Annotated in this window: 18 protein-coding genes; 8 read left to right on the top strand and 10 right to left on the bottom strand. The window is 37.0% G+C overall.

Going from position 1 to position 25,362, the window contains the following annotated elements:
* Positions 1 to 30: 30 nt before the first annotated feature.
* The 5 genes from R2R71_RS16595 to R2R71_RS16615 all read left to right on the top strand — a co-directional run bounded on the left by R2R71_RS16595 (position 31) and on the right by R2R71_RS16615 (position 7,159).
* Complete coding sequence (locus R2R71_RS16595; protein ID WP_316832398.1) at positions 31 to 996, top strand: glycosyltransferase family 4 protein; 966 nt, start codon at positions 31 to 33, stop codon at positions 994 to 996.
* A gap of 169 nt (positions 997 to 1,165) precedes the next feature.
* Complete coding sequence (locus tag R2R71_RS16600; protein WP_316832399.1) at positions 1,166 to 3,100, top strand: nucleoside-diphosphate sugar epimerase/dehydratase; 1,935 nt, start codon at positions 1,166 to 1,168, stop codon at positions 3,098 to 3,100.
* A 13-nt stretch (positions 3,101 to 3,113) separates the two neighbouring features.
* Complete coding sequence (locus R2R71_RS16605; RefSeq protein WP_316832400.1) at positions 3,114 to 3,761, top strand: hypothetical protein; 648 nt, start codon at positions 3,114 to 3,116, stop codon at positions 3,759 to 3,761.
* Positions 3,758 to 5,446, top strand: a complete 1,689-nt coding sequence (locus R2R71_RS16610; protein WP_316832401.1) for a capsule assembly Wzi family protein — start codon at positions 3,758 to 3,760, stop codon at positions 5,444 to 5,446. The genes R2R71_RS16605 and R2R71_RS16610 overlap by 4 nt, the downstream gene beginning before the upstream one ends.
* A 12-nt stretch (positions 5,447 to 5,458) precedes the next feature.
* Positions 5,459 to 7,159, top strand: a complete 1,701-nt coding sequence (locus R2R71_RS16615; protein ID WP_316832402.1) for a capsule assembly Wzi family protein — start codon at positions 5,459 to 5,461, stop codon at positions 7,157 to 7,159.
* A 191-nt stretch (positions 7,160 to 7,350) separates the two neighbouring features.
* Here the strand turns inward: R2R71_RS16615 and R2R71_RS16620 are convergent, their stop codons facing one another.
* The 9 genes from R2R71_RS16620 to R2R71_RS16660 all read right to left on the bottom strand — a co-directional run bounded on the left by R2R71_RS16620 (position 7,351) and on the right by R2R71_RS16660 (position 19,098).
* Positions 7,351 to 8,430, bottom strand: coding sequence for a hypothetical protein (locus tag R2R71_RS16620; RefSeq protein ID WP_316832403.1), 1,080 nt, complete (start codon positions 8,428 to 8,430; stop codon positions 7,351 to 7,353).
* Positions 8,431 to 8,432: 2 nt separating this feature from the next.
* The gene (locus R2R71_RS16625) at positions 8,433 to 10,748 is read right to left on the bottom strand and encodes an SLBB domain-containing protein (protein ID WP_316832404.1); all 2,316 of its coding nucleotides are present in this window, start codon (positions 10,746 to 10,748) and stop codon (positions 8,433 to 8,435) included.
* A gap of 106 nt (positions 10,749 to 10,854) precedes the next feature.
* Positions 10,855 to 12,003 (bottom strand): glycosyltransferase family 4 protein, encoded by a 1,149-nt coding sequence (locus tag R2R71_RS16630; protein ID WP_316832405.1) that lies wholly within the window; start codon positions 12,001 to 12,003, stop codon positions 10,855 to 10,857.
* A 137-nt stretch (positions 12,004 to 12,140) separates the two neighbouring features.
* Complete coding sequence (locus tag R2R71_RS16635; protein ID WP_316832406.1) at positions 12,141 to 13,259, bottom strand: glycosyltransferase family 1 protein; 1,119 nt, start codon at positions 13,257 to 13,259, stop codon at positions 12,141 to 12,143.
* A 1-nt stretch (position 13,260) separates the two neighbouring features.
* The gene (locus R2R71_RS16640) at positions 13,261 to 14,367 is read right to left on the bottom strand and encodes a DUF1972 domain-containing protein (protein ID WP_316832407.1); all 1,107 of its coding nucleotides are present in this window, start codon (positions 14,365 to 14,367) and stop codon (positions 13,261 to 13,263) included.
* 145 nt (positions 14,368 to 14,512) lie between these two features.
* The gene (locus tag R2R71_RS16645; protein ID WP_316832408.1) at positions 14,513 to 15,376 is read right to left on the bottom strand and encodes a class I SAM-dependent methyltransferase; all 864 of its coding nucleotides are present in this window, start codon (positions 15,374 to 15,376) and stop codon (positions 14,513 to 14,515) included.
* A gap of 137 nt (positions 15,377 to 15,513) precedes the next feature.
* Entirely contained in the window at positions 15,514 to 16,932 is a 1,419-nt protein-coding gene (locus R2R71_RS16650; RefSeq protein ID WP_316832409.1) for a hypothetical protein, read from the bottom strand.
* Positions 16,929 to 17,843 carry a glycosyltransferase family 2 protein gene (locus R2R71_RS16655; protein ID WP_316832410.1) on the bottom strand — a complete coding sequence of 305 codons (915 nt, stop codon included), beginning with the start codon at positions 17,841 to 17,843 and terminating at the stop codon, positions 16,929 to 16,931. The genes R2R71_RS16650 and R2R71_RS16655 overlap by 4 nt, the downstream gene beginning before the upstream one ends.
* Entirely contained in the window at positions 17,836 to 19,098 is a 1,263-nt protein-coding gene (locus R2R71_RS16660) for an oligosaccharide flippase family protein (RefSeq protein WP_316832411.1), read from the bottom strand. Before R2R71_RS16660 ends, R2R71_RS16655 begins: the two co-directional genes overlap by 8 nt.
* Before the next feature lie 208 nt (positions 19,099 to 19,306).
* Between R2R71_RS16660 and R2R71_RS16665 the strand changes: the two genes are divergently transcribed.
* Entirely contained in the window at positions 19,307 to 20,698 is a 1,392-nt protein-coding gene (locus R2R71_RS16665) for an undecaprenyl-phosphate glucose phosphotransferase (RefSeq protein WP_316832412.1), read from the top strand.
* A gap of 95 nt (positions 20,699 to 20,793) precedes the next feature.
* On the top strand, positions 20,794 to 22,407 hold the full coding sequence (locus R2R71_RS16670) for a gliding motility protein RemB (protein ID WP_316832413.1): 1,614 nt from the start codon (positions 20,794 to 20,796) through the stop codon (positions 22,405 to 22,407).
* A 74-nt stretch (positions 22,408 to 22,481) separates the two neighbouring features.
* On the opposite strand, the gene dxs is transcribed toward R2R71_RS16670, so the two are convergent.
* Positions 22,482 to 24,410 carry a 1-deoxy-D-xylulose-5-phosphate synthase gene (gene dxs, locus R2R71_RS16675; RefSeq protein WP_316832414.1) on the bottom strand — a complete coding sequence of 643 codons (1,929 nt, stop codon included), beginning with the start codon at positions 24,408 to 24,410 and terminating at the stop codon, positions 22,482 to 22,484.
* Positions 24,411 to 24,607: 197 nt separating this feature from the next.
* Between dxs and R2R71_RS16680 the strand changes: the two genes are divergently transcribed.
* Complete coding sequence (locus tag R2R71_RS16680; RefSeq protein ID WP_316832415.1) at positions 24,608 to 25,351, top strand: segregation and condensation protein A; 744 nt, start codon at positions 24,608 to 24,610, stop codon at positions 25,349 to 25,351.
* Positions 25,352 to 25,362 lie beyond the last annotated feature (11 nt).

Here is a 25,362-nt window from a genome sequence, read left to right on the forward strand (position 1 = left end):
AATTCTTTATCTTCGCGGTTTTAAGAAACTATGACATCAACCTTTGCTTTTATGATTCTTGCCGGGCTTTTTCTCCTGGAGGTGACTTATTTCAAGATTGCTGATCGTTTCAATATCATAGATAAACCAAATGAAAGGAGTTCCCATAAAAACATTACTTTAAGAGGTGGCGGAATTATCTTTTGTTTGGCCGGATTAATTTACTTTTGTCTATCTGATTTTCAGTACCCATATTTTATAGCCGGTTTGTTTGCAATAGCAACAATTAGTTTTATAGATGATATACTAACCTTAAATAACAAGGTACGGCTTAGCATTCATCTTATAGCTGTTTTACTTATGTTTTATCAATGGAATCTTTTTGAACTTAACTGGTATTGGATTCCTGTAGCTTTGGTTTTTGTGATCGGAACCATTAATGCATACAATTTTATGGATGGGATTAATGGTATTACAGGTGCTTACAGTTTATTGGCCATAGCTTCTCTGTATTTTATCAATAAGAAAATTGTACAATTTACTTCTTCAGATTTATTGATTGTTGTTGGTTTATCTTTATTAGTTTTTAACTTCTTCAATTTCAGGAAAAAGGCAAAATGTTTTGCAGGAGATGTAGGGAGTGTAAGTATCGCGTTTATCATCATTTTTTTAACCGGACAATTGATTTTAAAAACAGGAAATTTCAATTATATACTACTTTTGCTGGTTTATGGTCTGGATGCTGTAATCACAATTATTTTTAGGGTAATTCGTAGAGAGAATATTTTTGAAGCACATAGAAGCCATTACTATCAATATCTGGCTAATGAAAGAAAATGGCCACATCTACTGGTTTCGGGGTTATACTTTTTAGTACAACTGGGGACAAATATCCTACTATTTATGGTAGTAAAAGATTCTGCTCTCCTCGTCATTTCTTTAGCTATTATTTCCGGTATACTGTTCGTTTCTATACGTTTCTTATCAGAAGGAAAGGTGAAGCTTCTTGGTATTTAGTGTATTATTTCACAATCAAATCAAAATCTACCCTGATTTTTTAAAGGTTAATTTTACATTTTATTTGTTTTATGGCATCTTAATTGCGAGTTGTAATAAAGTAAAGAAATATAAATTTAGCAGTAAAAATATTATATTTATCTTTACGTGAAATATAGCCTATTGAATTTTGTTTACTCAAATTAATATTGTTCCACGCTGGATTATTTTTCTCTTAGATCTGGCGATTTGTACAGCTTCAATGATTTTTGCCTATACTTTAAGGCATAATCTTGATCTTACTTCTGTAGATATTCCTGAACTGGCAAGGAATCTGCTAATTTTTGGTGTTATTAACTGTGCTGTATTCCTGCATATAAAAACTTTCGCCGGAATTATCAGGTATACCAGTGCCCAGGATTCTTTTAGGATATTGGTTGCAGTAGTCATAGGAAACGGAACTTTTTTTGTGCTCAATCTTATTGCGATTACGTTTTTTAAGTTTCCAATAATTTCCCATATTATTCTCATCACAACCGGCCTTTGTAGTTTTTTGTTTCTGATTGTTTACCGGGTTTTAATCAAATACTTCTTCATGTATATCAAAAACCTTAAACTGGATAAGGTGAAGGTAATTATCTACGGTGCAGGTGAAGCGGGTTTAGCAGCAAAAAGAACTTTTGATCATGATGGCATGGTTAACAAAACAATTGTTGCCTTTATTGATGATGATGAGCGTAAGGTTGGTAAAACCATTGATGGTGTAAAAATACTGGATGCGAATAAATTAGGTAGCCTGATTGCTGAACACGAACTAGACGAAATTATCTTTGCTTCTTATACCATTCCCGAAGAACGCAAAGACTTGGTGATCGATATGTGCCTGGAGAATGATATCAAGATATTAAATATTCCTCCCCGCGATGTATGGACAAATGGTAAGCTGCAATCAACACAAATACAAAAGTTAAACATCGAAGATTTGCTGAACCGGAAATCAATAGAGATTGATATTGAAGGTATAGGCAATATGCTTGATAATAAACGCATTTTAATTACCGGTGCAGCGGGTTCCATCGGAAGTGAAATTGTGAGGCAGCTTTCTAAATTCGGTGTAGGTTTAATCATTATTTGCGACCAGGCTGAATCGGCTCTACATGAACTTTATCTTGAATTGGAAGAAAATAATAAAAATAAAAACTTTCATGCCTTTATTGGCGATGTAAGAGATGAACAAAGAATGGAGGTACTGTTTAATACTTACAAGCCACATTATGTTTACCATGCTGCTGCTTATAAACATGTACCATTGATGGAGGATAATCCTGCGGAAGCCATCAAAGCAAATGTTTTAGGTACTAAAACAATTGCAGATAAGGCTGTTAAATATGGGGTTCAAAAATTCGTTATGATTTCTACTGATAAAGCAGTAAATCCTACGAACGTAATGGGTGCTTCAAAAAGAATTGCAGAAATTTATGTGCAGGCCCTGAGTAATTCATTAAGCCAGGAGAATTTTATATTTAGCAATGGTTTGAGTTATATCAATGAGCTTGAAGTAAAACCAATTACAAAATTCATCACCACACGTTTTGGTAACGTTTTGGGGTCAAATGGCTCAGTTATCCCAAGGTTTAAACAACAGATAGAAAAGGGTGGACCAGTTACAGTAACTCATCCGGAAATTACCCGTTATTTCATGACCATTCCTGAAGCGTGTCGGTTAGTGCTGGAAGCTGGTTGCATGGGTAAAGGTGGCGAAATTTTTGTCTTTGATATGGGGAAATCTGTCAAGATTGTAGAGTTGGCAAAAAAAATGATCCGTTTGGCAGGCCTTGAGCCTAATGTAGATGTCAAAATTGAATATTCAGGATTACGTCCCGGAGAAAAATTGTATGAAGAACTACTGAATGATAATGAAAACACTATGCCAACACATCATCAGAAAATAATGATCGGTAAGGTTAGACAGTATGTTTTTGACGATGTAGTTAGTCAGATCAGTGCACTTATTTTATCTGCAAAAAATAATAACGATCGCCAGGTGGTGATCAATATGAAAAAGCTGGTTCCAGAGTTTAAGAGCAAAAATTCAGTTTTCGAAGAACTAGACCATATCTCTTAAACGAAAATACTTTATGAGAAAATTAATTGGGGTTGTATTGGTTTGCCTTTTGTTTTGGGGTTGTGCCAAAGAAGTTAAAAATGAGCAGGAGGTTTATTTCAATGATTTTGAAACCAGTAACCTCACCGGCTTATTGTATGGGCAAATAGAAACCTATAATGGTACTAAAGTATTAGGCCGATACAATTCATCGGGGTTTGATTTAAACTTATCTGATCTTCCGAAGCACAAATTGGTGGAAATTTCTTTCGATTTATATATTCACGACAGCTGGGATGGCAATAAAACCAGCAATGGAATAGATGGGCCTGATATCTGGAAATTTATGGTAGATGGAGGACTTTATATAAATACCACATTCTCGAACACGGATTGTAATACCCCGGGTTTATGCCAGCCACAATCATATCCGTCAGATTATCCAAATGCTAATAATAACCCAAAGTCAGGTGCATCAAACATTACTTTACCGGGTGTTTGTAATTTGTCAGGCAAAATTGGAGGTACTACACTTTATAAGATTACTAAAGTGATAGAGCACAATAAGTCCTCATTATTAATGCAATGCCGCGATCAACTTGTTCAGACGAATGCTTCAGACCCTAAATGTGATGAAAGCTGGTCGGTGGATAATATCAGGGTTAAAGTAATCAATTTATGAGAAAACTAATTTACCTTTTTATATCAGGTTTATGCCTAACTGTAATTAAAAGCTATGGGCAATCCATTCCTGTAGGTTCGGTTGCTTTGGAAGATTATTACAGAAGAGCACAGCTGGCAGGCAAGTTAGATTCAACAGTATCATTTACCGTTCGTCCGATTTTACCTAAAATTGCCTTTCGAACAAAGGATGCTGAATATCCGGATTCGACGGAAAACAGGTATAATCTTTTAGATGCTGACCATTCGGGTGTTTCAAAAGATGGAAAATTTAAGTGGCAGCTGTTGCCGATGGGGATACTTTTGCAGGCAAATTCGCACCACCCATACGGCTGGAATGATGGCGCAATGATTCCTGCGAAAGGTATCCAGACTTTACTTACTGGTGGCATTTATGCTGAATACGGGTTATTATCTGTTCAGTTTAAGCCTGAAATAGTAATGGCTGCAAATAGCAGTTTTGATACATTTGATAAAGATCATTATCCAATTATCACAGCCCGTTATTACGACTTCTACAATAATATTGATTTACCTGCACGCTTTGGTAACGCAGGTGTAACAAAAGCCTACTGGGGGCAAAGTAGCATTCGTTTAAATTACAAGGCATTGTCTTTTGGTTTATCAACCGAAAATTTATGGTGGGGGCCGGGGATGAGAAACTCGTTGTTAATGAGTAATACTGCGCCTGGATTTAAGCATTTAACCTTAAACACCAGAAAACCCATAGCAACACCAATCGGCTCATTCGAAGGTCAAATTATAGCAGGAAGACTTGAAAATTCTGGATATGGGGTCTTAGAGCCTGAAAGCGAATATTTAGGGCAACCACTTTATGTAGCGAAACCGAATGATTGGCGTTATTTAAGTGGTATGGTTTTTACCTGGCAACCAAAATGGGTACCAGGATTATTTCTGGGCTTGACACGCAGTGCCCAGCAGTATGGCAATAGTTTAAATAGTTTTGGCGACTATCTTCCGTTTTTTGGATCTAAAAGTCAGTCGGCAGCTACCGAAGCAATTAATAAACGCGATCAGCGAAACTCATATTTTATGCGCTGGTTATGGGCTGAGGAAAATGCAGAAGTTTACTTTGAGTATGGTAGGAATAATTACTCAGGCGATTTAAATGATTTAATACTCGAGCCAAATGTTTCAAGAGCATATATTTTTGGTGTCCGTAAATTATTTCCCTTTGGATCGCGAAAAGATGAGAACCTGCTGTTAAGTGCTGAAGTTACGCAAATGCAGGAAACAAACATTTCAAAAGTGATGAACCTTGATAGCTGGTATACGAGTAAAAACATCCGGCAGGGTTATACCAATCGTGGGGAGGTTTTAGGTGCCGGTATAGGCCCGGGCGCTAATCACCAATCAGTTGAAGTGAGCTGGGTAAAAGGATTAAAAAGAATTGGCTTGCAGTTGGAACGCTATGTACATAATAATGATTTTTATTATTACGCTTATGTAGATTCGCAAGACTGGCGCAGGCACTGGACAGATTTAAGTATAGCTGCCAGTGGAGAATGGAATTACAAAAACTTTATTTTCAACGCTAAACTTCAGGGCATTCAATCCTTAAATTATCAGTGGTATTTATTTCAGGCACCTGATCAACCTTATATGACACCAGGTAAGGATGTTTTTAATTTACAGGTACAGATAGGGCTTACCTACCGTTTCTAAACAAGCTTAACGATGCGAAAAATATTAAATATAATATTGCTGTTTATTTTTGTATTTACCTCGAATAAGGGTTTTTCACAAACAATTCCTGTAGGTAGCACTGTTATTGAAGATTATTACAGAAGATTGCAGCTATTGGGTAAGCTGGATTCCAGTATCTCTTTTAGTAACCGGCCGCTATCTACCGAAGCTTTAAATCAAGCAGATATTTTTAATCCTGATGCTGAGGAAACTTTGATAAAATCATCAGGTCCAATCAAATTTGCCAATGGAAGGGGGCTTTTTCAAATTCTTCCATTCTCCTGGCAGCAACAAATTAATAGCCATCATCCATATGGCTGGAATGATGGGCCAATGATTCCTGCAAAAGGGTATCAAACAATGATTAGTGGTGGTTTTTTTGTGAAATTTGGTCCTTTAAGTATTCAACTTAAACCGGAATATGTTTATGCACAAAATGCGGCCTTTGAAAGTTATGGCGATAACAGATCAGATACTGAGCTTTCATCATATTATTTAAACAACTATAATCTAATTGATGCTCCTGAGCGTTTCGGAAATCGCAGCTATAGCAAATTAGGTTGGGGACAAAGTAGTATCCGTTTAACTGTAGGGCCTGCTTCTTTAGGTTTGTCAAATGAAAATTTATGGTGGGGGCCAGGTATTAAAAACAGCCTGATGATGAGTAATAATGCCAAGGGATTTAAACACGTTACCTTAAATACGGTAAGACCTGTCAAAACTTATATCGGTTCTTTTGAAGCGCAAATCATTGGCGGGCGATTAGAAGCTTCAGGGTTTTCTCCTTTGGAAAATACAAAATTATCAGATGGTAGTTTAGTCTATTCAAAACCAAGAGATGACTGGCGCTATCTTGCAGGTTTAAACATCAATTATCAGCCTAAATGGGTTCCAGGCTTATTTTTAGGTTTTACACGAACATTCATGTCCTATGGCCCGGATTTGCAGGGATTGGATGATTATATTCCATTTTTTATTCCTTTTCAAAAAAATCAGATTGGCAATGGAGCAGGAGATGATGGCAATGCAAGAGATCAGCGTACATCGCTTTATGCCCGATGGTTATTTACTAAAGCGCATGCAGAAGTTTATTTTGAATACGGCTTGAATGATAATTCCTATAATTTCCGGGATTTTATTGGTTCACCAGATCACTCCAGGTCTTATCTGTTCGGCTTGCGAAAGATGGTGCCGCTGAAAGAGAGAGAAGATGAATTCATTCTCTTTGGTGCAGAACTCACTCAAATGTCGCAAACTATCGACGGACTTTTATTAAGGAATGCATCTGGTTTCTATTACCATAGTGAAGTTCAACAAGGCTATACAAATAATGGTGAAGTTATCGGTGCTGGTAGTGGTACCGGAGGGAATTTGCAGTCATTTGAAGTGAGTTGGGTGAAAGGGATGAAAAAGTTGGGGTTTTCTTTTGATCGATTGGAACACAATCGGGATTTCTATGATAGTGCTGGTTTTGGTAGCGCAAAAGGAGGTAGTCGTAATTGGGTTGATTTAGCTCTTGCTGCTGAAGGAACCTGGAATTATAAAAACTTATTATTTAATGCTAAAATTCAAGGTATTAAATCGCTAAATTACCAATGGCGGCAGAAAGATTACACCGAATCACAATATTACATTCCGCACAATACGGTATATAATTTTCATGGTGAACTAGGAGTGGCCTTTAGATTTTAGCCGCTCAATTGTAAGATCAGGCAGGATTCTTTAATTTTCCTCGTCTTGTGTGATTCTTAGCGTAGTGAAGAATCCGCAAGCAATAAAAATTGCCGTTAAAATGCTACATAATAATGAGGTGGCAGTTACAGCGACTGTAATAGTAGTTTATAGATCATTCGTGTATCAGAATGGCAGTTTGAATAATAAGGCTAATCTTTTCTCTTAACAAGCAAGAACAGGCAATAAAAGGCACCTATAAATAAGCCGCCAATCGCAATGCCCATAACCTTACTCATTTTATTTTTCTTTAAGGGCATTTCAGGTTCATCTACAATCTGAAAAGTAGGCGTTTCTTGCATGAGCATGGTTCTGCTTACTTCGAGGTTTTTAATAATCTCTGAATAAATGGTTTGAAGTACACGTTTGTCACGCTCCTGAAGCTCTGAACTAACGCCTATGGTTGCATAAGCTGGGTTTGCATCTAACATTACGGCATTTGCTCCGGCAGCGGAATAAGTCTTTTTATTTAAGAGTTTTCCTATACTATCTGCACGGCTTTGTAGCCGGTCAACGTTTGTTCTTAACCTTTTTGTTTTAGTCTGGATATAAAAGAGCGTGGCCTCATCAATTAACCTTGTACATACCAAACTGGCAAGTTGTTCATTTTTTAATGTTGCTGTTAAAGCAAAGAAGCCTAGTTTTTTATCAGGCTTACTTACCGAAAGTTCTTTTTCGGTTAATTTCTTCATTATTTCATGAAGCAAACTATCCTGCAATCTCGTGTATTTTCTGGTGTCGGGCGGAAACATGATGGTTTCCTTTTTTGTGTTCGCCTTAATATCTTTCCAATCTTCTTTCAGCTTGTAAGCATCGGCATATTTATCAGCCAGGGTGTAGGTTCCATTGCTGTCTAAAGGTGTGAGAATAGTTTGTTTAACCATTTTTTCACTCATCAGAAGCTGAAGAACATTATCACCTGCGAGTACACCACTGGTTCCTCCGGTTAAGCCGCCTATATCAATACCCATCTGGCCTGCCAGTGAAGATAATATACCGCCTCCACTAGATTTGCCTTCTTCCACAACGAATGTGAGTTTGGCTGTATAAGTAACAGGCCAAAAATAAGCAGCTACTAGCCCTAATATACCTCCAATTAATCCAATAATTAAAATCCTGATTTTGAATTTCCAAAGATAATCTAAGTCCTTTTTTCGGGCCGCGATCATTTTTGCGAAAGAAAACTCTTCCTCAATATTGGTATATTTTGTTTTATTTTCAGCAGGCTGCATAATTATTTGAATAGAATGGCTATTAAACTCACTAAGCCGGTAAGTGCCGAAGCAATTGTGGTAATCTCTGCAAAACCAAGTTTGTTTTTTCCTGATTTTTCAGGTACAACAATCTGGCTTCCTGCTGTTACCTTAGGATAGTTTTTAATGAAAAGAAAACTTTTAACCGGTGCATTAATTCCATTTGCATATTTAATGTAAGCTCCTCTTAACCGGGCATTCTCCGTTATCCCTCCGGCAGCATCTACATAATATTTGAAATTCGAATTCGCATATCTCAAAAGTTGTGGGTTGTTAACAGAGCCGGTAACTTCTACAAAAGGAACATTTTTAGGTATAAATAAGCTATCACCTGGCATTAATACCGTAGCGTCTTTTGCTTGCCGCTTACGTTTACCCGTTAAATCCATGTCAACCCTTAAACCATTACGATACACCTGTGTGTTTTCTAATGAGCCCATAGGTGTTATGCCTCCAGCCCGTTTGATAAATTCAATGCCGGTTTCGTCTCTTCGTTGTTGTGCGTAATCGCCAGGAAATAAAACTTCTCCCCTGATTTTAACATTTCCTATGGTTCTGTAGTTAACCAATCGCGGAACGTAGATGTAATCAAGCGGTTCAAGTAAAAAGTTGCCAGTAGAAGATGCTAAAGCAGAATCGAGATTAAGTGTAATAATGGTTACCAGCTTATTAGAAAGTGTATCAGTGGTGTCTTTTATCAGTCTTGAAATTTCAATACGATGGTTTGCCGCATCATTCTGAAAGCCTTTAGCCATGCTTACCACATCAGCTACACTCATGCCTTTTCTATATTGGAATGTTCCGGGCGCCCTAACATATCCGCCAATGCTAATAGATGATTCATCCCTTAAGTCTTTGGTTGACATGATAAAAACAGAATCTTCCCGAACTAAGGCAATATCCTGATCCGTACCTGACATGATATTTCCTAAATTGAAGGAGATCATTTCCTTCTCCAGATCGGGTTTAATTCTTTTGATGTATCCGTTACCAAGTACGGCATCGTCTCTTAAGCCATCAGCTTTTGCTATAAGTGATTTTAAGCTTATTCCCGGGCTTAACTCAAAAGTTCCGGGCCTGTAAACTGCACCATCGATTACAACTCTGTTTGCAAAGCGTTCTAATACGGCTCCAAAATATACAGAATCTGCATTTTTTAGGGTATACCTGTCGAACATATCGGCAGGTATATCTTTTACACTTCTTTCTTTTTCTCCAACTTGTGTCACTTTCGCGATGCCCTTATAAGCCAGGTCGCCAAAGCCTCCAGCATAAGTTATCAGATCGCTTAAAGTTTCTGCCGGTTTTAATTCATAAATACCAGGTCTTTTTACCGCACCATCAATTGCTACGCGGGTAGTATAAACAGGTATTCTGATAACATCCTGATCGCGTAAGCTAACGTTATCACTTTGGATTCCTTTTTGCAGAAAATTGTATAAATCAACAACCTGAATAACTTTATTATTTCTAATGAGTTCAATTTTTCTTAACGAACCGCGAGGCGATGGTCCGCCGCTTTGATATAATGCATTAAATAATGTAGATAATGACGATACCGTGTAAGTTCCAGGGGTTGCAACATCACCTATTATGGTTACCCTGATACTTCTCACTGTTCCTAAATTGATGTTCAATTTTGTTTGCCCTGAAGCTAAAGCCGGATAAGCTTTAACCATCTTTGATCTGATTTGTGATGTCGCCTGATCTATACTTAATCCATTAACATATACTAAACCTGCATATGGGATTTTTACATTCCCATCGGGAGAAACCTTGGCATTGGTTGTACTTTCGTTTAAACCTGTTAACATGATGGTTAACTCATCATCAGGGCCTAAAACATAACTTTTTGGCGTTGCTATCCTGATGTTTGGTTCGAATTTTAAATTAGGATTACTGAAAAATTCATATCCGTAAACTGGGTTATTCTTTCTTGCTGGTTTAGGATCAGGAGACCTTGTGGTATCGCGGTTAGCCGGTGCTTGTGGTTTGGCTGCCTGAGTTGTTGTCGTATTTTTCGCGGTTTTTCCTCCGGCCTGAACCTGAGCAAGGCGCTCCTTATATTTATCAACTTCTGCAGGGTCCATTCCCTTGGCGACTAAAATTTTAACAGCTTCAGCTTCTGTTATACCTGATGCTTCGAATCTTTTAGAGATTTCGAGTATTTGGGCATCAGAGAGTTGTTCTACCTTAACTTTACTCAAATTATCAGTAGAAATAGTTTGAGCCGACAATTTTGCATTAAATAGGGAGAAACCTAAAAGTAAGGTACAGAGGATAAATTTAAAGCGCATGAATCGAATTTTAGTTTTAATATAACTGCAAATATAAGTTAAAATTTAAATGCATCCTTTATGGCTTAACGCTTATTTATTGTTAAATCATACCGAACGTATCAGCTTAATTTGATGTATAAGTTTTCTCAAAAATATGGAGGATGGCTTTTGTAAAGCTGTTCAGCGAAAATAAAGTGTCTATTCTTATTTTACCTTGCTTACCCATCGCCAGGATTTTTTCTTTATCATCCAGTAATTTCAACATTAGTTGTGAAGAAACTTTATCATCGTTGTAAGGAATCAGAATCCCGGTTTCTCCATTGGCAATCATTTCGGTAGCACCACCGTGATTTGTTGCAATTACAGGCTTGGCGCTTGCCATTGCTTCTAAAATTACCGTTGGAAAAGGATCTGGTAAAATGGAGGGCAAGACAAAAATATCAACAGCATGTAATAGCTGTGGGATATCTGTTCTGTAACCCAGATAAAAAACCGAGTCTGATAGTTTTTCATCACTGATTCGGTTGATGAGTTTATCAACAAGCGGTTCGTAACCCGGGAAAGCATCTCCTGCAATAATAAATTTGGTTTCGGGCTTTTCTTGAAGTATTTGTTTGGCAATATCCAGAAAATAATCCTGACCTTTCCAGTGATTTACCCGGCCAATCATTCCGATGAGCATTTCATCGGGACTAATATTAATTTCTTCACGCAAAGAACTGTTAACCTGCTCGTAAACAGTAGTGTCGATACCATTGTAGATTCTTGTGATTACTTTATTAGCGATATATTTTTCCCAATGATTTTTAACTGCATCAGATACAACGATAATACTATGACTGTATTTACCAAGCATAATACCTAAAATCCTGGTAAATAGCTTAGGTTTGGTAATAATCTCGTGAATGTGCCAGATGTGCTTCAGTTTTTTCTTTTTAGCCAGAAAAGCCCCGATTAACACACCTGTTGTATTTGAATAAACCATATCAATTTGGTTCTCATCTATAAGTTTACTCAAAGATTTCCAGGCTTTGCGGATTACTGAAATGCGGTTTATAATGCCTGAAAAGGAAAGGTATTTTCTACGCAAGATACCCAAACGTATAATACGGACTTCTACACCTAATCTGTTAAGTTCGCCGACCAATGGACCATTTTCAGAAATTACTACGATTGGTTTGTGTTTGCCGTCTGCTAAAATCCGGGCAACAATAGAAAGAATTTTGCTGCCGCCATAAAGGTCTGATGAAGCACCAAGTATTAGTATATTCATCAGTTTATATTGTTTTTATAAATTTTATCACTCCGCTCCGGTTTTTACACTCAATTTTCAAAAATATGTCTTTTGCCTTTAATAACCGCTATATCAGCGCATTTTATTAAGTACATGACTGTTTCTGCCCTTTTGAATTATATTATTGCCTTTCTGAAGATTTCACATAACTCATCAGCCGTTTTATCCCAGGAGAAAAACTTCAGACGCTCCTTACCTTTTTCGATCATTTCTGACTTAGCGTTTGGGTTAACGAAAAAGTATTTGATTTTTTTCGCCAGATCTTCAGGGTTATAAGGATCGAATGTTATTACGGCATTGCCACCAACTTCTGGTAAGCAGGTGTTATTGGCCACTAATACAGGTAAATTATGCTGAAAAGCCTCCAGAATAGGCAAGCCAAAACCTTCGTTTATCGATGGGAAAAGATATAATTCTGCATTTTGATAGTAAGCTGCCAAATCCTCATCTTTTACGTAACCCGGCATAATTACATACTCTTTAAGCTTATATTCTTCGATGGTTTCAAATAGTTTACGGCTTCCATCCATATCGTTTTTGGGGCTTATCTGGCCACATAATATCAGCGAATAATCGGTAAAACCCTGTGTTCTTAAACGGTATAAAGTTTCGACCAGATAAGTAAGGTTTTTTCTTTTTTCAAAAGTCCCGATGTGTAAGAAGTACTTATTGGTTTTCAGGTTACCATCCTGGCCTTTAGTAGGGAAATTGTTTTTAACAAAAGTTTTCGGAGCTTCTCCAATGACAACAATTTTATCTGGATTAATTCCTGAGAAATGTATTACCCGCTCTCTGGCGTAAGCAGTAGGCGTAACGATATAGGCCGATTTATTTGCAGCTTTGACACCGGTTTTATGGAAAATTTTGAGCCAGTATCTATTATAATGTTCAGGATATTCCCAAAAAAAAGCATCATGAAATACCGGAATGGTTTTATAGCCAAGATTGAGATAAGGGACAAAAAAGTCGGTACAAAAAACGATATCACAGCCATTTATTAATGCCAGGATTGGGAGTGAAACCTGTTTCCAAAGCAAAAAACGCAAATGCTCGGTTATTTTAAGTATTTTATTTCGACCCCGGTATACCGGAAAAGGGCTATCGAAAAAGCGAAATTCAAAACCTTCTTTCCCCTTTTTAAATGCTTTGCAAATTTCTTCCAGATAGGTTTTTGTTCCTGTTTTGGCAATTTTTAAGTCCCGTATATCAATACCGACTATGATAGGTTTTGCCATTTCACTTCTTTTTTAACAGTTTAAGCATTTCATCTTTGTATGCGAGGGTTATGCTGTCCCAGTTGTATTTTTGCGTTAAACCCAAATTAACGGTTTCTTTTAATCTCTTTACTGTTTCCGGATGGTTTTCGAGATTTTCTAAAACCCGGACTACATCATGTTCATCTTCATTGAAGAATAAACCGAATTTACCATCGCTTAACATTTCCCGGTTAAAAACTGTATCCAGGGCAAGAATTGCACAATTATTTGACATGGCTTTGAGCATAGCAGGATTCGTGCCACCATATTTATGGCCATGGATATAAGCATACGCATGCTGATAAATTGCCATTAGCTCTTCCTGATCTTTTATATAACCCGGAAAAATTAATCGTTCGTTTTGCATGGCTTTTAAATCAGAAGCATATTTATCGCTATAAGGTACATCACCAACCACTAATAATTTCTTCTTTGAGTTTGATTTAAGGAAACCTTTAATAATGAGGTCGGCATTATTATCGGGTATCAGGCGCCCAACGATCAGGTAATATCCGGCAGATGTTAAGCCTAGTCTTTGTAACCTGTTTTCATTTGCCTGATTGAATTTTGGTGCACCGTAGGCAATCACCTTAGAATCCTGATTAAATTCTTTAAGGTATACCTGCCTCATGGCTTCGGCATCGGTAATAATTTTATCGTAAAGTTTGGTTGCCAGTTTAGCGGCCCAATAAAAATACTTTGCACCCAGGCCTTTCCATTTTGGGCGGAGCCACTCCAGTCCATCCACATTGATCATGGTTTTCTTACCCCTTAGTTTAGGGATCCAGCCCATTGGTCCTGCAGCCAGGTTAACAACCAGTAATACATCAGCTTTGCTAAACGATGCGTGTAGTATCGACAGAAATGAATGGATAATTTGATTTAAAGATTTTTGAGGCAATGTTGGTATATAATGAAGTTTAATTCCATTTACCTCTTTTGGGCGCTCGGCAAAAAGGTTTTTCTGGCAATAAACATGCACTTCAACGTTTTGGTTTACCAGGCGTTCGCTTAATTCTTTAACGAAGGTCTCAAATCCTCCATAAACATATGGATATCCTCTCGAACCAATAATTGCAACTCTCATCTAAACTTATTTCTACAATGCAAGGATAATTTTTCTTAAATCATTGCAGGTTTAATCACCATCAAAAGTAAAAAGAAATTCCTTTCCTCAAAACAATCATTGAATTGCTATCCGCTTAAATTGGTTCAGAAAAGGACAGGTTATATCAGTTTTTTAATGCATAATACCTGATTATGCCACCTTTGTTAAATGCTGCCGCTATTAACTCAAGAAAAATGGCAAGTGGTAAGGCAAATAATAAACCTAACATTAAAGGAATAGTCTTCTTCCTTTTTAAATCGGCAATTAGAAAACCCTTGTAGCCGAACCACGTAAAAATAGTTTGCACCATGCCAATAATCCCTAAATGAAGTGAAAAGTATGAAGATGATTTTATCGTGCAATCATATCCTTCGATGAGGGTTTTTAAAATGGGAGGTGTAAAGTGGCTTATATGGCGTGGAACATCTAAATGAAGCCATTTATTCCCAGCCCATTTAGACTGCCAGCTGTCAAAATTCGGCACTTCTATTATGAGTAAGCCTCCGTCCTTTAAATTATCACTGATCAGGTTGCCGAGAAAATTTTCGGAGAGATGAATGTGTTCCAGTACATGGAACATGGTAAGTGTATCAAACTTTGTATTGAAAACGGAACCTGATTTATAGTAGTCGGTATTAATATCAAGCCCAAATTGGGTTCTTGCGTAATTTGCTCTTGGCACCGAACTTTCAACTCCTTTAACACTAAAGCCCTGTTGTTTTGCAAATTGTAGAAAAAGGCCTTTGCCAGAACCAAAATCGAGGATAGTGGAAGGAATTGGCTTATATTTTTTAATTTTATTTAAAACCTGGTTATACTCTAGCTCTTGTATTTTGTAGAATATGGTCTTTTTAGTATCCTGAACAGCATAATCCTTGTCATCATAATAGCTTTGTATATCAATCTCATGATCAAACCAGGTGAAAGCATGCCCGCAATTGTGACATTGCTTAATCTGGTATTCCCCGTCTGTGCTGTTATTTATCATAAAAAGCACAGGGCTTATCTGTGTTTGATTATTTAAACAAAGCGGACAAGTTTTATTAATCATAATAAGTTGAAGATGCCTAAATTGGGTTCAGCCGACAAACTTATAAAAAATATACCAGCAAATTTGCTAAAAGCTCAGGCCTTTTCAGGAGCCTGGATATAAGCCTGGGATTCTTCAGAATCGATAACTGGAACTTTGGTTGAGATTATACTAACAAATAAACCCGAGAGAAACCACATTAAATAAGAGGTATAAGCAGATGATTCTATCTCAGATGTTAAGGAAGGGATTATAAAGCCAATTTTTATGAGCAGTATGGCAAGGCAAATTTTCTTTTCTTTTCCATCTAACCTGTAAAACCATTTAATACTTTCTTTAATAATACAGAAGTAAATGGAAAGGTACAGCAGCAAGGCAATTATACCTGCCTGGACACCAATAATGATGTACTGATTTTCACCTCCGATATTCTCACCCAGTGTGCCTCCAATGCGTCCTGACGAACCCAGGCCCAACCCCAAAGGATTTGATGCAATAGCCAAAGCACCCTGAACCCACTCTACCACGTGCCCAACACTGGAAGGATTACTGAAATTAATGGTGTTTATAATTACCATTTGTAATCCATCGTTTTGATCTTGTTCTTTGGTAAGCAGGTAGATAATATAAATTGTAATTATTGCCCCAATAAGATGAATGCTATGATAGATATATTTTCTTCCCGTAAATATTGAGTAGACGTAGAACAGGATAAAATAACTGATAAATGCTGAACGTGAAAATGCAAAGATGATGCAGGTTAGGGTTGCGGCAAGGGAGAGATAACCATAGTTGTCAAGTTTTAACTTATTGTTTTCAGTGGTATACAATGCAGCAAGTACGGCCAGTGCAATTACCGTTGCAGATGCAAATTCAAGAGGGTTGGCAAAAAAACTTGCAAAACGCTTGTAACCTCCCTCTGATTCGAAAGTCCAGGTAAGTCCGTAATTTCCGCTAGGCTCAAAATTGAAGAAATAAAAATTGTAATCTGCATAGCCTGTAATGGTTTGCAGGTGTCGGTCGGCAGCTACTTCAGTTAATAAAACTGCCGCTGCGGCTATCGAAAGTAATAATATATAGTGAAAGTATTTGCTGATGTAAATCTCGCCTGGTTTAAATAATCGGCCACAGAAATATACCAAAACAAAAAAAGATAAGGTTTTGAAAGCCATTATTTTCTCGCCAATGCCCTGTTCGCCTACAGGCAGAAAAACGTATAACAGTGTGTACCCGAAAAATGTCAGTATCAGGTAATCAATATAATGAAACCTTATTTTCCGTTTTAAATTCCAGATGCTTAGCCCGAGTACGATAATTACAAATACCTCTTTCAAAGACTGCAAAAAAGGGATAAGGCTTTTGAAACCAAGTAGAAAGGTTACTGAAAGTACTGTTGTGTAGATGGATAAGCCGAAAATGAGAAATAGAATAAACCCATCCTTTTTACCTTGAATGATATCAGATAAGGCAAGAATAAACGCAAAAATATATACCAGGGGAAATATAGCTATCATACCCAAACCTGATTTAACGGTGTAAATAAGCCTTCTCTTACACCTTTAAATAAAAATTGTGCTTTCTTTTTTCTTCGTCTTATTAAAAAATAAATATATAAGGCGATATAATAAGGTGCATTATATGCGAAATTTAGTAAATAAAAAAAAGGATTTGCATAACGACGTAAAAACCAGATTTTATTCCTTGAAACATAATAGTGGATAATGGGGCTTAAAATACCTTCACTGTTTTTTTTCTGCTTACCAGAAACACCAGCCTCGTGGTAAATTTTAGATAAAGGAAAATAATCAAGGTTGCCAGCTTGTTTAAGGCGAAAGGACAGGTCTACATCCTCATAATATAGAAAGAACCTGTTGTTAAATAAACCGTATTGTTTTAATGCACTATTCCGAACAAGAAAACAACAACCTGTAAGCCATTCTACCTTTTCTGGCAGTTGTAGTTGCCTGCGTTTTTGCTGGTTTTTAGAATAGGTAAAACCAAAAACCTGATTAAAAAATGATCCGCCGTTCCATAATCTTGTTTTATCAGCAAGGTAATAAATAGCTGGCTGTACGGCTACCGTTTGATGATTTTTCTCCAAATGGCTAATGAGCGGGCTCAAGAAATCTTCATCAGTTTCAGTATCATTATTTAATAAGAGCGAAAAAGTATAACCTTCCTGTATACTGTACTCCAGAGCCTTATTATTGCCTTCTGCAAAACCCAGGTTGGTTTTGTTATCGATATAAATAAGGGAAGGGAAACGTTTTTTTAATATAGCCAGCGAGTCATCAGTTGAACCATTATCAGCAATAATTAAATCATAATCAGTCCCATTACAATACTTCATAACTGATGAAATACAACTGCTAGTATATTCATAAGTATTCCAGTTTAATAAAATAATGGCTACTTTTTTAGGCATCTTGCTTAGTCGATTTTCTTAACACATACTCGTACATGATTAATGCCATACCATCAATCAATACGGTATAAATTCCAAACCATTTAAACAGGCCTTGAGTAACCAGAAACCAGGCTGTAAACGCCGATATTACGAGGAGTAAAATGGCTATCCTGAATATGGATAAGGTATCATTTTTTAAGAGTAACTCGAGTACATTTAATACATTCAGTGCTGCAAGAAAAGGTACAAAAGCCATTATCCGCAGAAAGTTTATTGCGTCCTGGTTGTGATCACCGGAAAGAAGTTGCACAACAAATCCAGGCATTAAAAATAAAACCAGCGATAATAACAGAAACATAAACGAAATCAGTTTTCCCATTTTAACCTTATAATCTTTCCAGGAAGAAAAACTCTCTTTATACAGGTGAGCGGCCTTCGGATAAATGGCATTGGAAACAGAAATGATTAATATTCTTGATGATCCGATAACTTTATCGCACAATGAATATGCACCAAGCCATAAAGGACTTCCCCATTTGGCAAGTGAAAAAATCATTAACGATTGCTGCAAGTGAACCGAGATATTATTAATGGTTAGAAAGAAATTATCGCGTGTAATTTTTAATATTTCTTTTTGCTGCGGGAACTGAAAGTTGAGCTTATATTTTATGATAACTAATACCAAAAGACTTCCATAAGCGATTGAACTTGCCATACCAATTATGAAATTAACCCATTCAGAATCTTCAGGCCCTTTAATCAGGATTACCACAGCCAGTATGACAGCCACTTTGGAAAACAAATTAGCAATATTGTATAATTTTAACTTTTCGGTACCAAGAAAAAAGAATAAGGGGTTTAATACTTCAGCCAGCACAATTGGTGTAGAGAGCAGGATATAGGTATAATAACGAATGTTTGCCCAATGCAGAAAAAATAATAGTGCACAATATCCGGCGAAGATCATTATCCTTATCCATAATGTATTGCTAAATATCCTGTTTAAATTCTTATAATCGTCTGAAAATGTGGCAATGTCCCTTATTCCAGATTGATTTGTTCCGTAATTGATTACTATCGATGAAAGGCCCGAGAAAGTATTTGCCAGCATTACCATTCCAAAATCTTCTATACCAATTATCCGGGTAATAATCGGATAGATCAAAAGTATAAGCAATGTATTGGAAATCTGAATACTACTCAAATTCAGGAAATTTGATATTATTCTTGTTTCTTTTAAACCGCTGATGAAATTTGATAGAACTTGCTTCAAAATTTATTGGAAGATGTTTGGCAAATTTATAATAATTTAAGAACATTCCGCCCAATTAAAAAGTTTTGCTTTTAGGCAGCTAGATTGGCTTGTTTTTTGTTGTAAGGCGGATGAATTGCTGCAATGCCCATTTGCATCAGCTCCTGAACAGGCAAATTATCGGTATTCTAAACAAGCTGGCTATATTTGGCAAAATTTTACATAGTTAATGATTGAAAGTAACAGTACTTATTTTAAGACGATAAGTATTCTAATAGACCTTCTTCTGGTAAACCTTTCCGGCTACCTTGGTTATGTGCTTACTTATGGCACTTTTGGCATGTCGGATGGGCGGGGAATTAATTTTATACACATCCTTCTCATTAATTTTGTGTGGTTTAATGTTACCCAGATAACGAAATTGTATCAGGATATGTTTGTTAAAGATGCTATCCCTACCATTAAACAATCATTATGGAGCTTGTTTTTTTTCGGTGTGATCATTTTTCTGTTAGTTGTTTATCTTAAAGATTTCAGTGTTTCTTACCGTTTATTAATTTATACCGGGGTGATTTTTTCCCCAATCTTTTTAGCCGGCAAAATTGTGTTTCTACTGTTGAGACGTTCGAGCAGGGCAAAACTCATCAATTATAAGAAAGTTGTTATCGTTGGGGCTGGTCCTTTAGGCCTAGATCTGAAAAACCACCTGGAGAAAAATACGCATTTAGGTTATAAGGTTGTTGGTTTTTTTGATGATGATCCTGCTAAACTTAATCAAAATCATGTAATTGGAAAGGTTGATGAATGTATTGACTATGTTAAAGATAGCAGTGTAAATGAAATATATTGTGCTTTACCTGACAGGGCTTTAGCTAAAATTGATGTGCTGATGCGCCAGGCTGATAAGGCTATGATCCGTTTTAAACTGGTGCCTGATGTTAAAGATTATTTTAAAAAGAACGTTATGGTACAGTTATATGGGCACCTGCCTGTACTAAGTCCGAGAACTGAACCATTGGAAATTTTTAGTAACCAGGTTATTAAGCGTATTTTTGATGTCTTATTTTCGCTTTTGATTATTGTATTTATTATGAGCTGGCTGCTGCCAATAATGGCAATTCTGATTAAGCTCGAATCAAAAGGCCCCATATTTTTTAAGCAGCTCCGTTCAGGAAAAGACAACCGCTCTTTTTATTGTTTGAAGTTCCGGAGTATGTACGTAAACAGCGAAGCTGATACAAAACAGGCTATACCAAACGATGAACGTGTAACTAAAATTGGTGCTTTTATGCGGAGAAAAAGCATTGATGAAATGCCACAGTTCTTTAACGTATTGTTTGGTGAAATGTCGGTAGTTGGCCCTAGGCCACATATGCTGCAGCATACTGCTGAATATTCTGCATTGATAGATCAGTTTATGGTACGCCATTTTCTCCTGCCTGGAATTACAGGTTGGGCACAGGTGAATGGTTTGCGTGGTGAAACAAAGGAAGATGGCTCAATGGAAGAGCGTGTTAAGGCAGATATCTGGTATTTAGAAAACTGGTCTTTATTACTCGATTTAAAAATAACTTTTTTAACAATCTGGCAGGTGGTAGTTGGGCATAAAAATGCGAATTAATGTCAGGTAATTGCTGTCTTTAAGAAGATGGGTTAATTAAATTAACAGAAACGAATTATTTTCCGTCCTTTGCGGAAGTATTTAATGTGAAAACTATGATGATGAAGAAAATTTTACTCTTTTTACTATTCTTGAGTGCTGTTGGCCAATTAAGGGCACAATCGCAATATCAGCCTTATTCGTACCAGTTCTATCAGAAACTTAACAGAGAAGTTTATAATCCTGAAACCCGTTTTCACAGTAGCTTAAAGCCTTTTTTTATCGATGATAGTTTATTGGTTGAGCATGGCAAGCAATTGTTAAGTGTTGGAATAGACTCAACAAGGCATTCTTGGGTTAGCCGAAAAATCTTTAATGAGCATTTAATCAATATCGAAAAACCTGAATACACTTTTTATGCAGATTTCCTGCCTGATTTTCAAATTGGGAAAGATTTTTCAGGCAAGCAGAATTTGTGGTTAAACACTAGAGGTTATCAGGTGGGGGGAACGGTTGGTAAGAAATTCTCTTTCTACACCAGCGGATTTGAAAATCAGGGTCAATTTGCTAAATATTATACGAATTATGCCAAAAGTATAAATATTGTGCCTGGACAATCATATAATAGAGATTATGGTTCGAATGCAGGTAAAACTTCTTTAGATTGGTCTTACGTAACCGCTTCAATCTCTTATACTCCTGTAAAATATCTTAATGTTACTGCAGGATATGATAAAAACTTTATCGGCGATGGTTATCGCTCTTTGCTTTTATCAGATGTTTCCTCGCCATATCCTTTTTTGAAACTTACCGGAAATCTAGGAAATGTACAATATATGGCACTTTGGGCTGCAATGCAAGATCCGAACATTCCTAAATTATCTTATGAAGCAGGCAATCGTAAAAAAGGTGGTGTTTTTCATTATTTAGACTGGAATGTAAACAACAGGTTGTCGATTGGTTTTTTTGATGCAATTATCTGGGGGCAGACTGATGATCTTGGAAACAGCAGGGGTTTTGACTGGGGATACGCTAATCCGATAATCTTTTTAAGACCTGTTGAAGCTTCAAGCGGCTCGCCTGATAACTCAATGATTGGTTTAACGGCTAAGTATAAGTTATCAAAAGAGATTGTTGCCTATGGTCAATTCTCCCTTGATGAATTTGAGGCAAAAAATTTCTTATCAAGTAACGGAAGTTCGAGAAATAAATATGGCTGGCAATTAGGTATAAGAGGAGGTGACATTTTTAAAATTGAAAGCCTTAACTATTTGCTCGAATATAATACAGCAAAGCCTTATACTTATACCGGGCGTACCCCAATTGTGAGTTATACAAATTATGCAGAGCCACTTGCGCACAGGCTAGGTACCAATTTCAGGGAGTTAGTTAGTATTTTGAATTACTCATGGAAAAGATTTGACTTTACCGGACAGCTGCAATATGCAAAATATGGTTTGGCATTAAACGGGCAGGATTATGGAACAGATTTAAGGCTTCCTTATTCAACCGCTATAAAGCAACTTGGTAACTATACAACACAAGGGCTACGTACTGATTTATATTATGCTGAAGGCCGCGTTGCTTACATTATAAATCCAAAGTACAACCTGCGCCTCGAGCTTGGTGGTATTTACAGAAGAGAAAGTAACTCAGTAGGGACAAATAATACGGGTTTAATCACCTTTGGATTAAGAAGCTCATTCAGAAATTTATATACAGATTTCTAAAACAGTGTTTTAGGAAAATAAAAACCCCATCAGTATTAATTGATGGGGTTTTTGCTTATTATATAAACCAGGTTTTATCCAACCATGGTATTTGTTGTTCTTTTTACGCCAACTTTTTTTACGGTTTCGATTATCGCGGCTTTATCATAACCACATTCAGCCCAAAGTTCAGGCTGCTCTCCATGTTCAATAAACTGATCAGGAATACCGAGGCGTGTAACATTGGCTTTGTAGCCATGGTCAGCCATAAATTCAAGTATTGCAGCACCAACACCTCCCGGTAATGAACCATCCTCAACGGTAACTATTTGATTGTATTTAGCAAACACTTCGTGAAGCATTTGTTCATCAAGTGGTTTTACAAAACGTAAATCGTAATGTGCAGGATAATAGCCTTCGCTGTTTAATTCTGCTCTTGCCTCTACAGCAAAATTACCAACATGGCCAATCGTTAATAAGGCTACTTCTTCACCATCACAAATCTTTCTGCCTTTTCCAATTTCCAAAGCCTTAAAAGGTCTTTTCCAGTCGGGCATAACACCATTTCCTCGTGGATAGCGAATTACGAACGGCCCAACGTTTTCCTGCTGGGCAGTATACATCAGGTTACGCAATTCTTCTTCATTCATTGGCGATGATATGATAAGATTTGGAATACACCTCATGTAAGAAATATCGTAAGCACCATGATGTGTTGCACCATCAGCACCAGCTAAACCAGCTCTATCTAAGCAGAAAACAACATTGAGCTTTTGTATTGCAACATCATGTATTACCTGATCGTAAGCCCTTTGCATAAAGCTTGAGTAGATATTACAGAAAGGCACGAGTCCTTGAGCAGCTAAACCGGCAGAGAAAGTAACTGCATGTTGTTCCGCTATACCAACATCGAAAGCCCGCGTTGGCATGGCTTTCATCATAATATTTAACGATGAGCCTGAAGGCATTGCGGGTGTTATACCTACAATTTTATCATTTGCTTCAGCAAGTTCGACCATGGTATGTCCAAAAACATCCTGGTATTTTGGTGGCTGAGGCTTATCAGGAATACTTTTCTTAATTTCTCCTGTTATTTTATCAAACAAACCCGGGGCATGCCATTTGGTCTGGTCTTTTTCGGCTAATGCAAATCCCTTACCTTTTACGGTAACACAATGCAACAGCTTAGGTCCGGGGATATCTTTTAAATCTTTAATAATTGCTGCTAAACGCTTCACGTCGTGGCCATCAACCGGTCCAAAATACCTGAAGTTAAGCGATTCAAATAAGTTACTTTGTTTTAATAAAGTTCCTTTTATGCTTTTTTCAATCTTTTTAACATATTTATGTGCATTCGGGCCAAGTTTAGAAAGGCCGGTTAGCACATGAGAAATGTCATCGCGAAAGCGGTTGTAAGATTTTGAAGTGGTAATGTTTGTTAAGTATTCTTTTAGTGCACCAACATTCGGATCGATTGACATGCAGTTATCATTAAGGATAACCAGTACATTGCTGTTCTCAATTCCGGCATGGTTTAAGCCTTCAAAAGCCAAACCTGCTGTCATTGCCCCATCACCGATAACGGCAACGTGTTGTCTGTCGGTTTCTCCCTTAATCTGAGAAGCCACAGCCATACCTAAAGCGGCCGATATAGAAGTTGAGGAGTGCCCTACACCAAAAGTGTCGTACTCGCTTTCACTAATTTTAGGGAACCCACTAATACCTTTGTAAATACGGTTGGTATGAAAAAGTTCGCGGCGGCCAGTTAATATTTTATGCCCATAAGCCTGATGGCCTACATCCCAGACCAGCTTGTCATATGGGGTATTCAGTGCGTAATGTAAAGCTACGGTTAGCTCTACAACACCTAAACTGGCACCAAAGTGGCCACCATTTACACTCACAATATCAATAATGTATTGACGTAATTCCTGGCTTATTTGTTCTAAGTCAGCTTCGCTAAACTGCTTTAAATCAGCAGGGTAGTTAATTTTAGATAATAGTGGACCAGCCTTTACTTGCATTCGGTATTTTGGGTAAAAAACAAGATACAAAGTAAGGTATTTTTGTTCTAATATTTAAGAAAAAAAGTTCAATATGCACAACTGGTATTTATTGCGCCGAAAAAACCGTTATTCTTTATAAATCAATCGGGAAGCTTAGAATTTAAGCCGGCAAACAATAATTGGTATTTGATATTTTGCTATGTTTGTTTCCAGAGATGCAAGAAGAAAATTTTGAAATAAAACTTCCCGTTTTTGAGGGGCCATTCGATTTGTTGCTTTTTTTTATTGAACGCGACGAACTGAATATTCAAGATATCGAAATTGCGAAAATTACTAATGATTTTCTTGCCTATATTCATCAGCTACTTGCTTTGAATGTTGAAGTTGCCAGCGAATTTATCCTTGTTGCGGCAACGTTAATGCGGATTAAATCGAAAATGTTGCTGCCACGTATTGAAGTTGATGAGGCAGGAAATGAAATTAACCCTGAGCAGGATTTAATCGCCAGGCTTATCGCCTATAAGCAATTTAAGTCTGCTGCTGAAGAAATGAAAGTTTTTGAGGAGGCAAGGATGCAGCAGGAGCGGAGAGGAAATATTGAATATGATTTAACATTAGCCGCTGAGTCGTCTACGCATCAGGATGAATTATTATCGCTTGATTTGTATAAACTATTGATGGTTTACCATAAAACCATGCAGAAATATGAGTTACGCAGTCAGGAAGTGAAACATACTGTAGTACAATATCCTTACACGATTGAACAGCAAAAACATTTTATAGCTAACCTTCTTGATATAAACAAGCAGATTGATTTTGCACTTGTGCTCAAAAACTCTGAAAACAAAGTACATTTTGTGTATAATTTCCTGGCTATTTTAGAAATGCTGCAACAGCAAATCGTGCAGATTACCATTGGTAGCGGCTTTAACAACTTTAATGTAAAAGCAATGGCTTAATACGGCCTTAT

The organism is Pedobacter aquatilis, from assembly GCF_032678405.1.
Taxonomy (GTDB): domain Bacteria; phylum Bacteroidota; class Bacteroidia; order Sphingobacteriales; family Sphingobacteriaceae; genus Pedobacter; species Pedobacter aquatilis_A.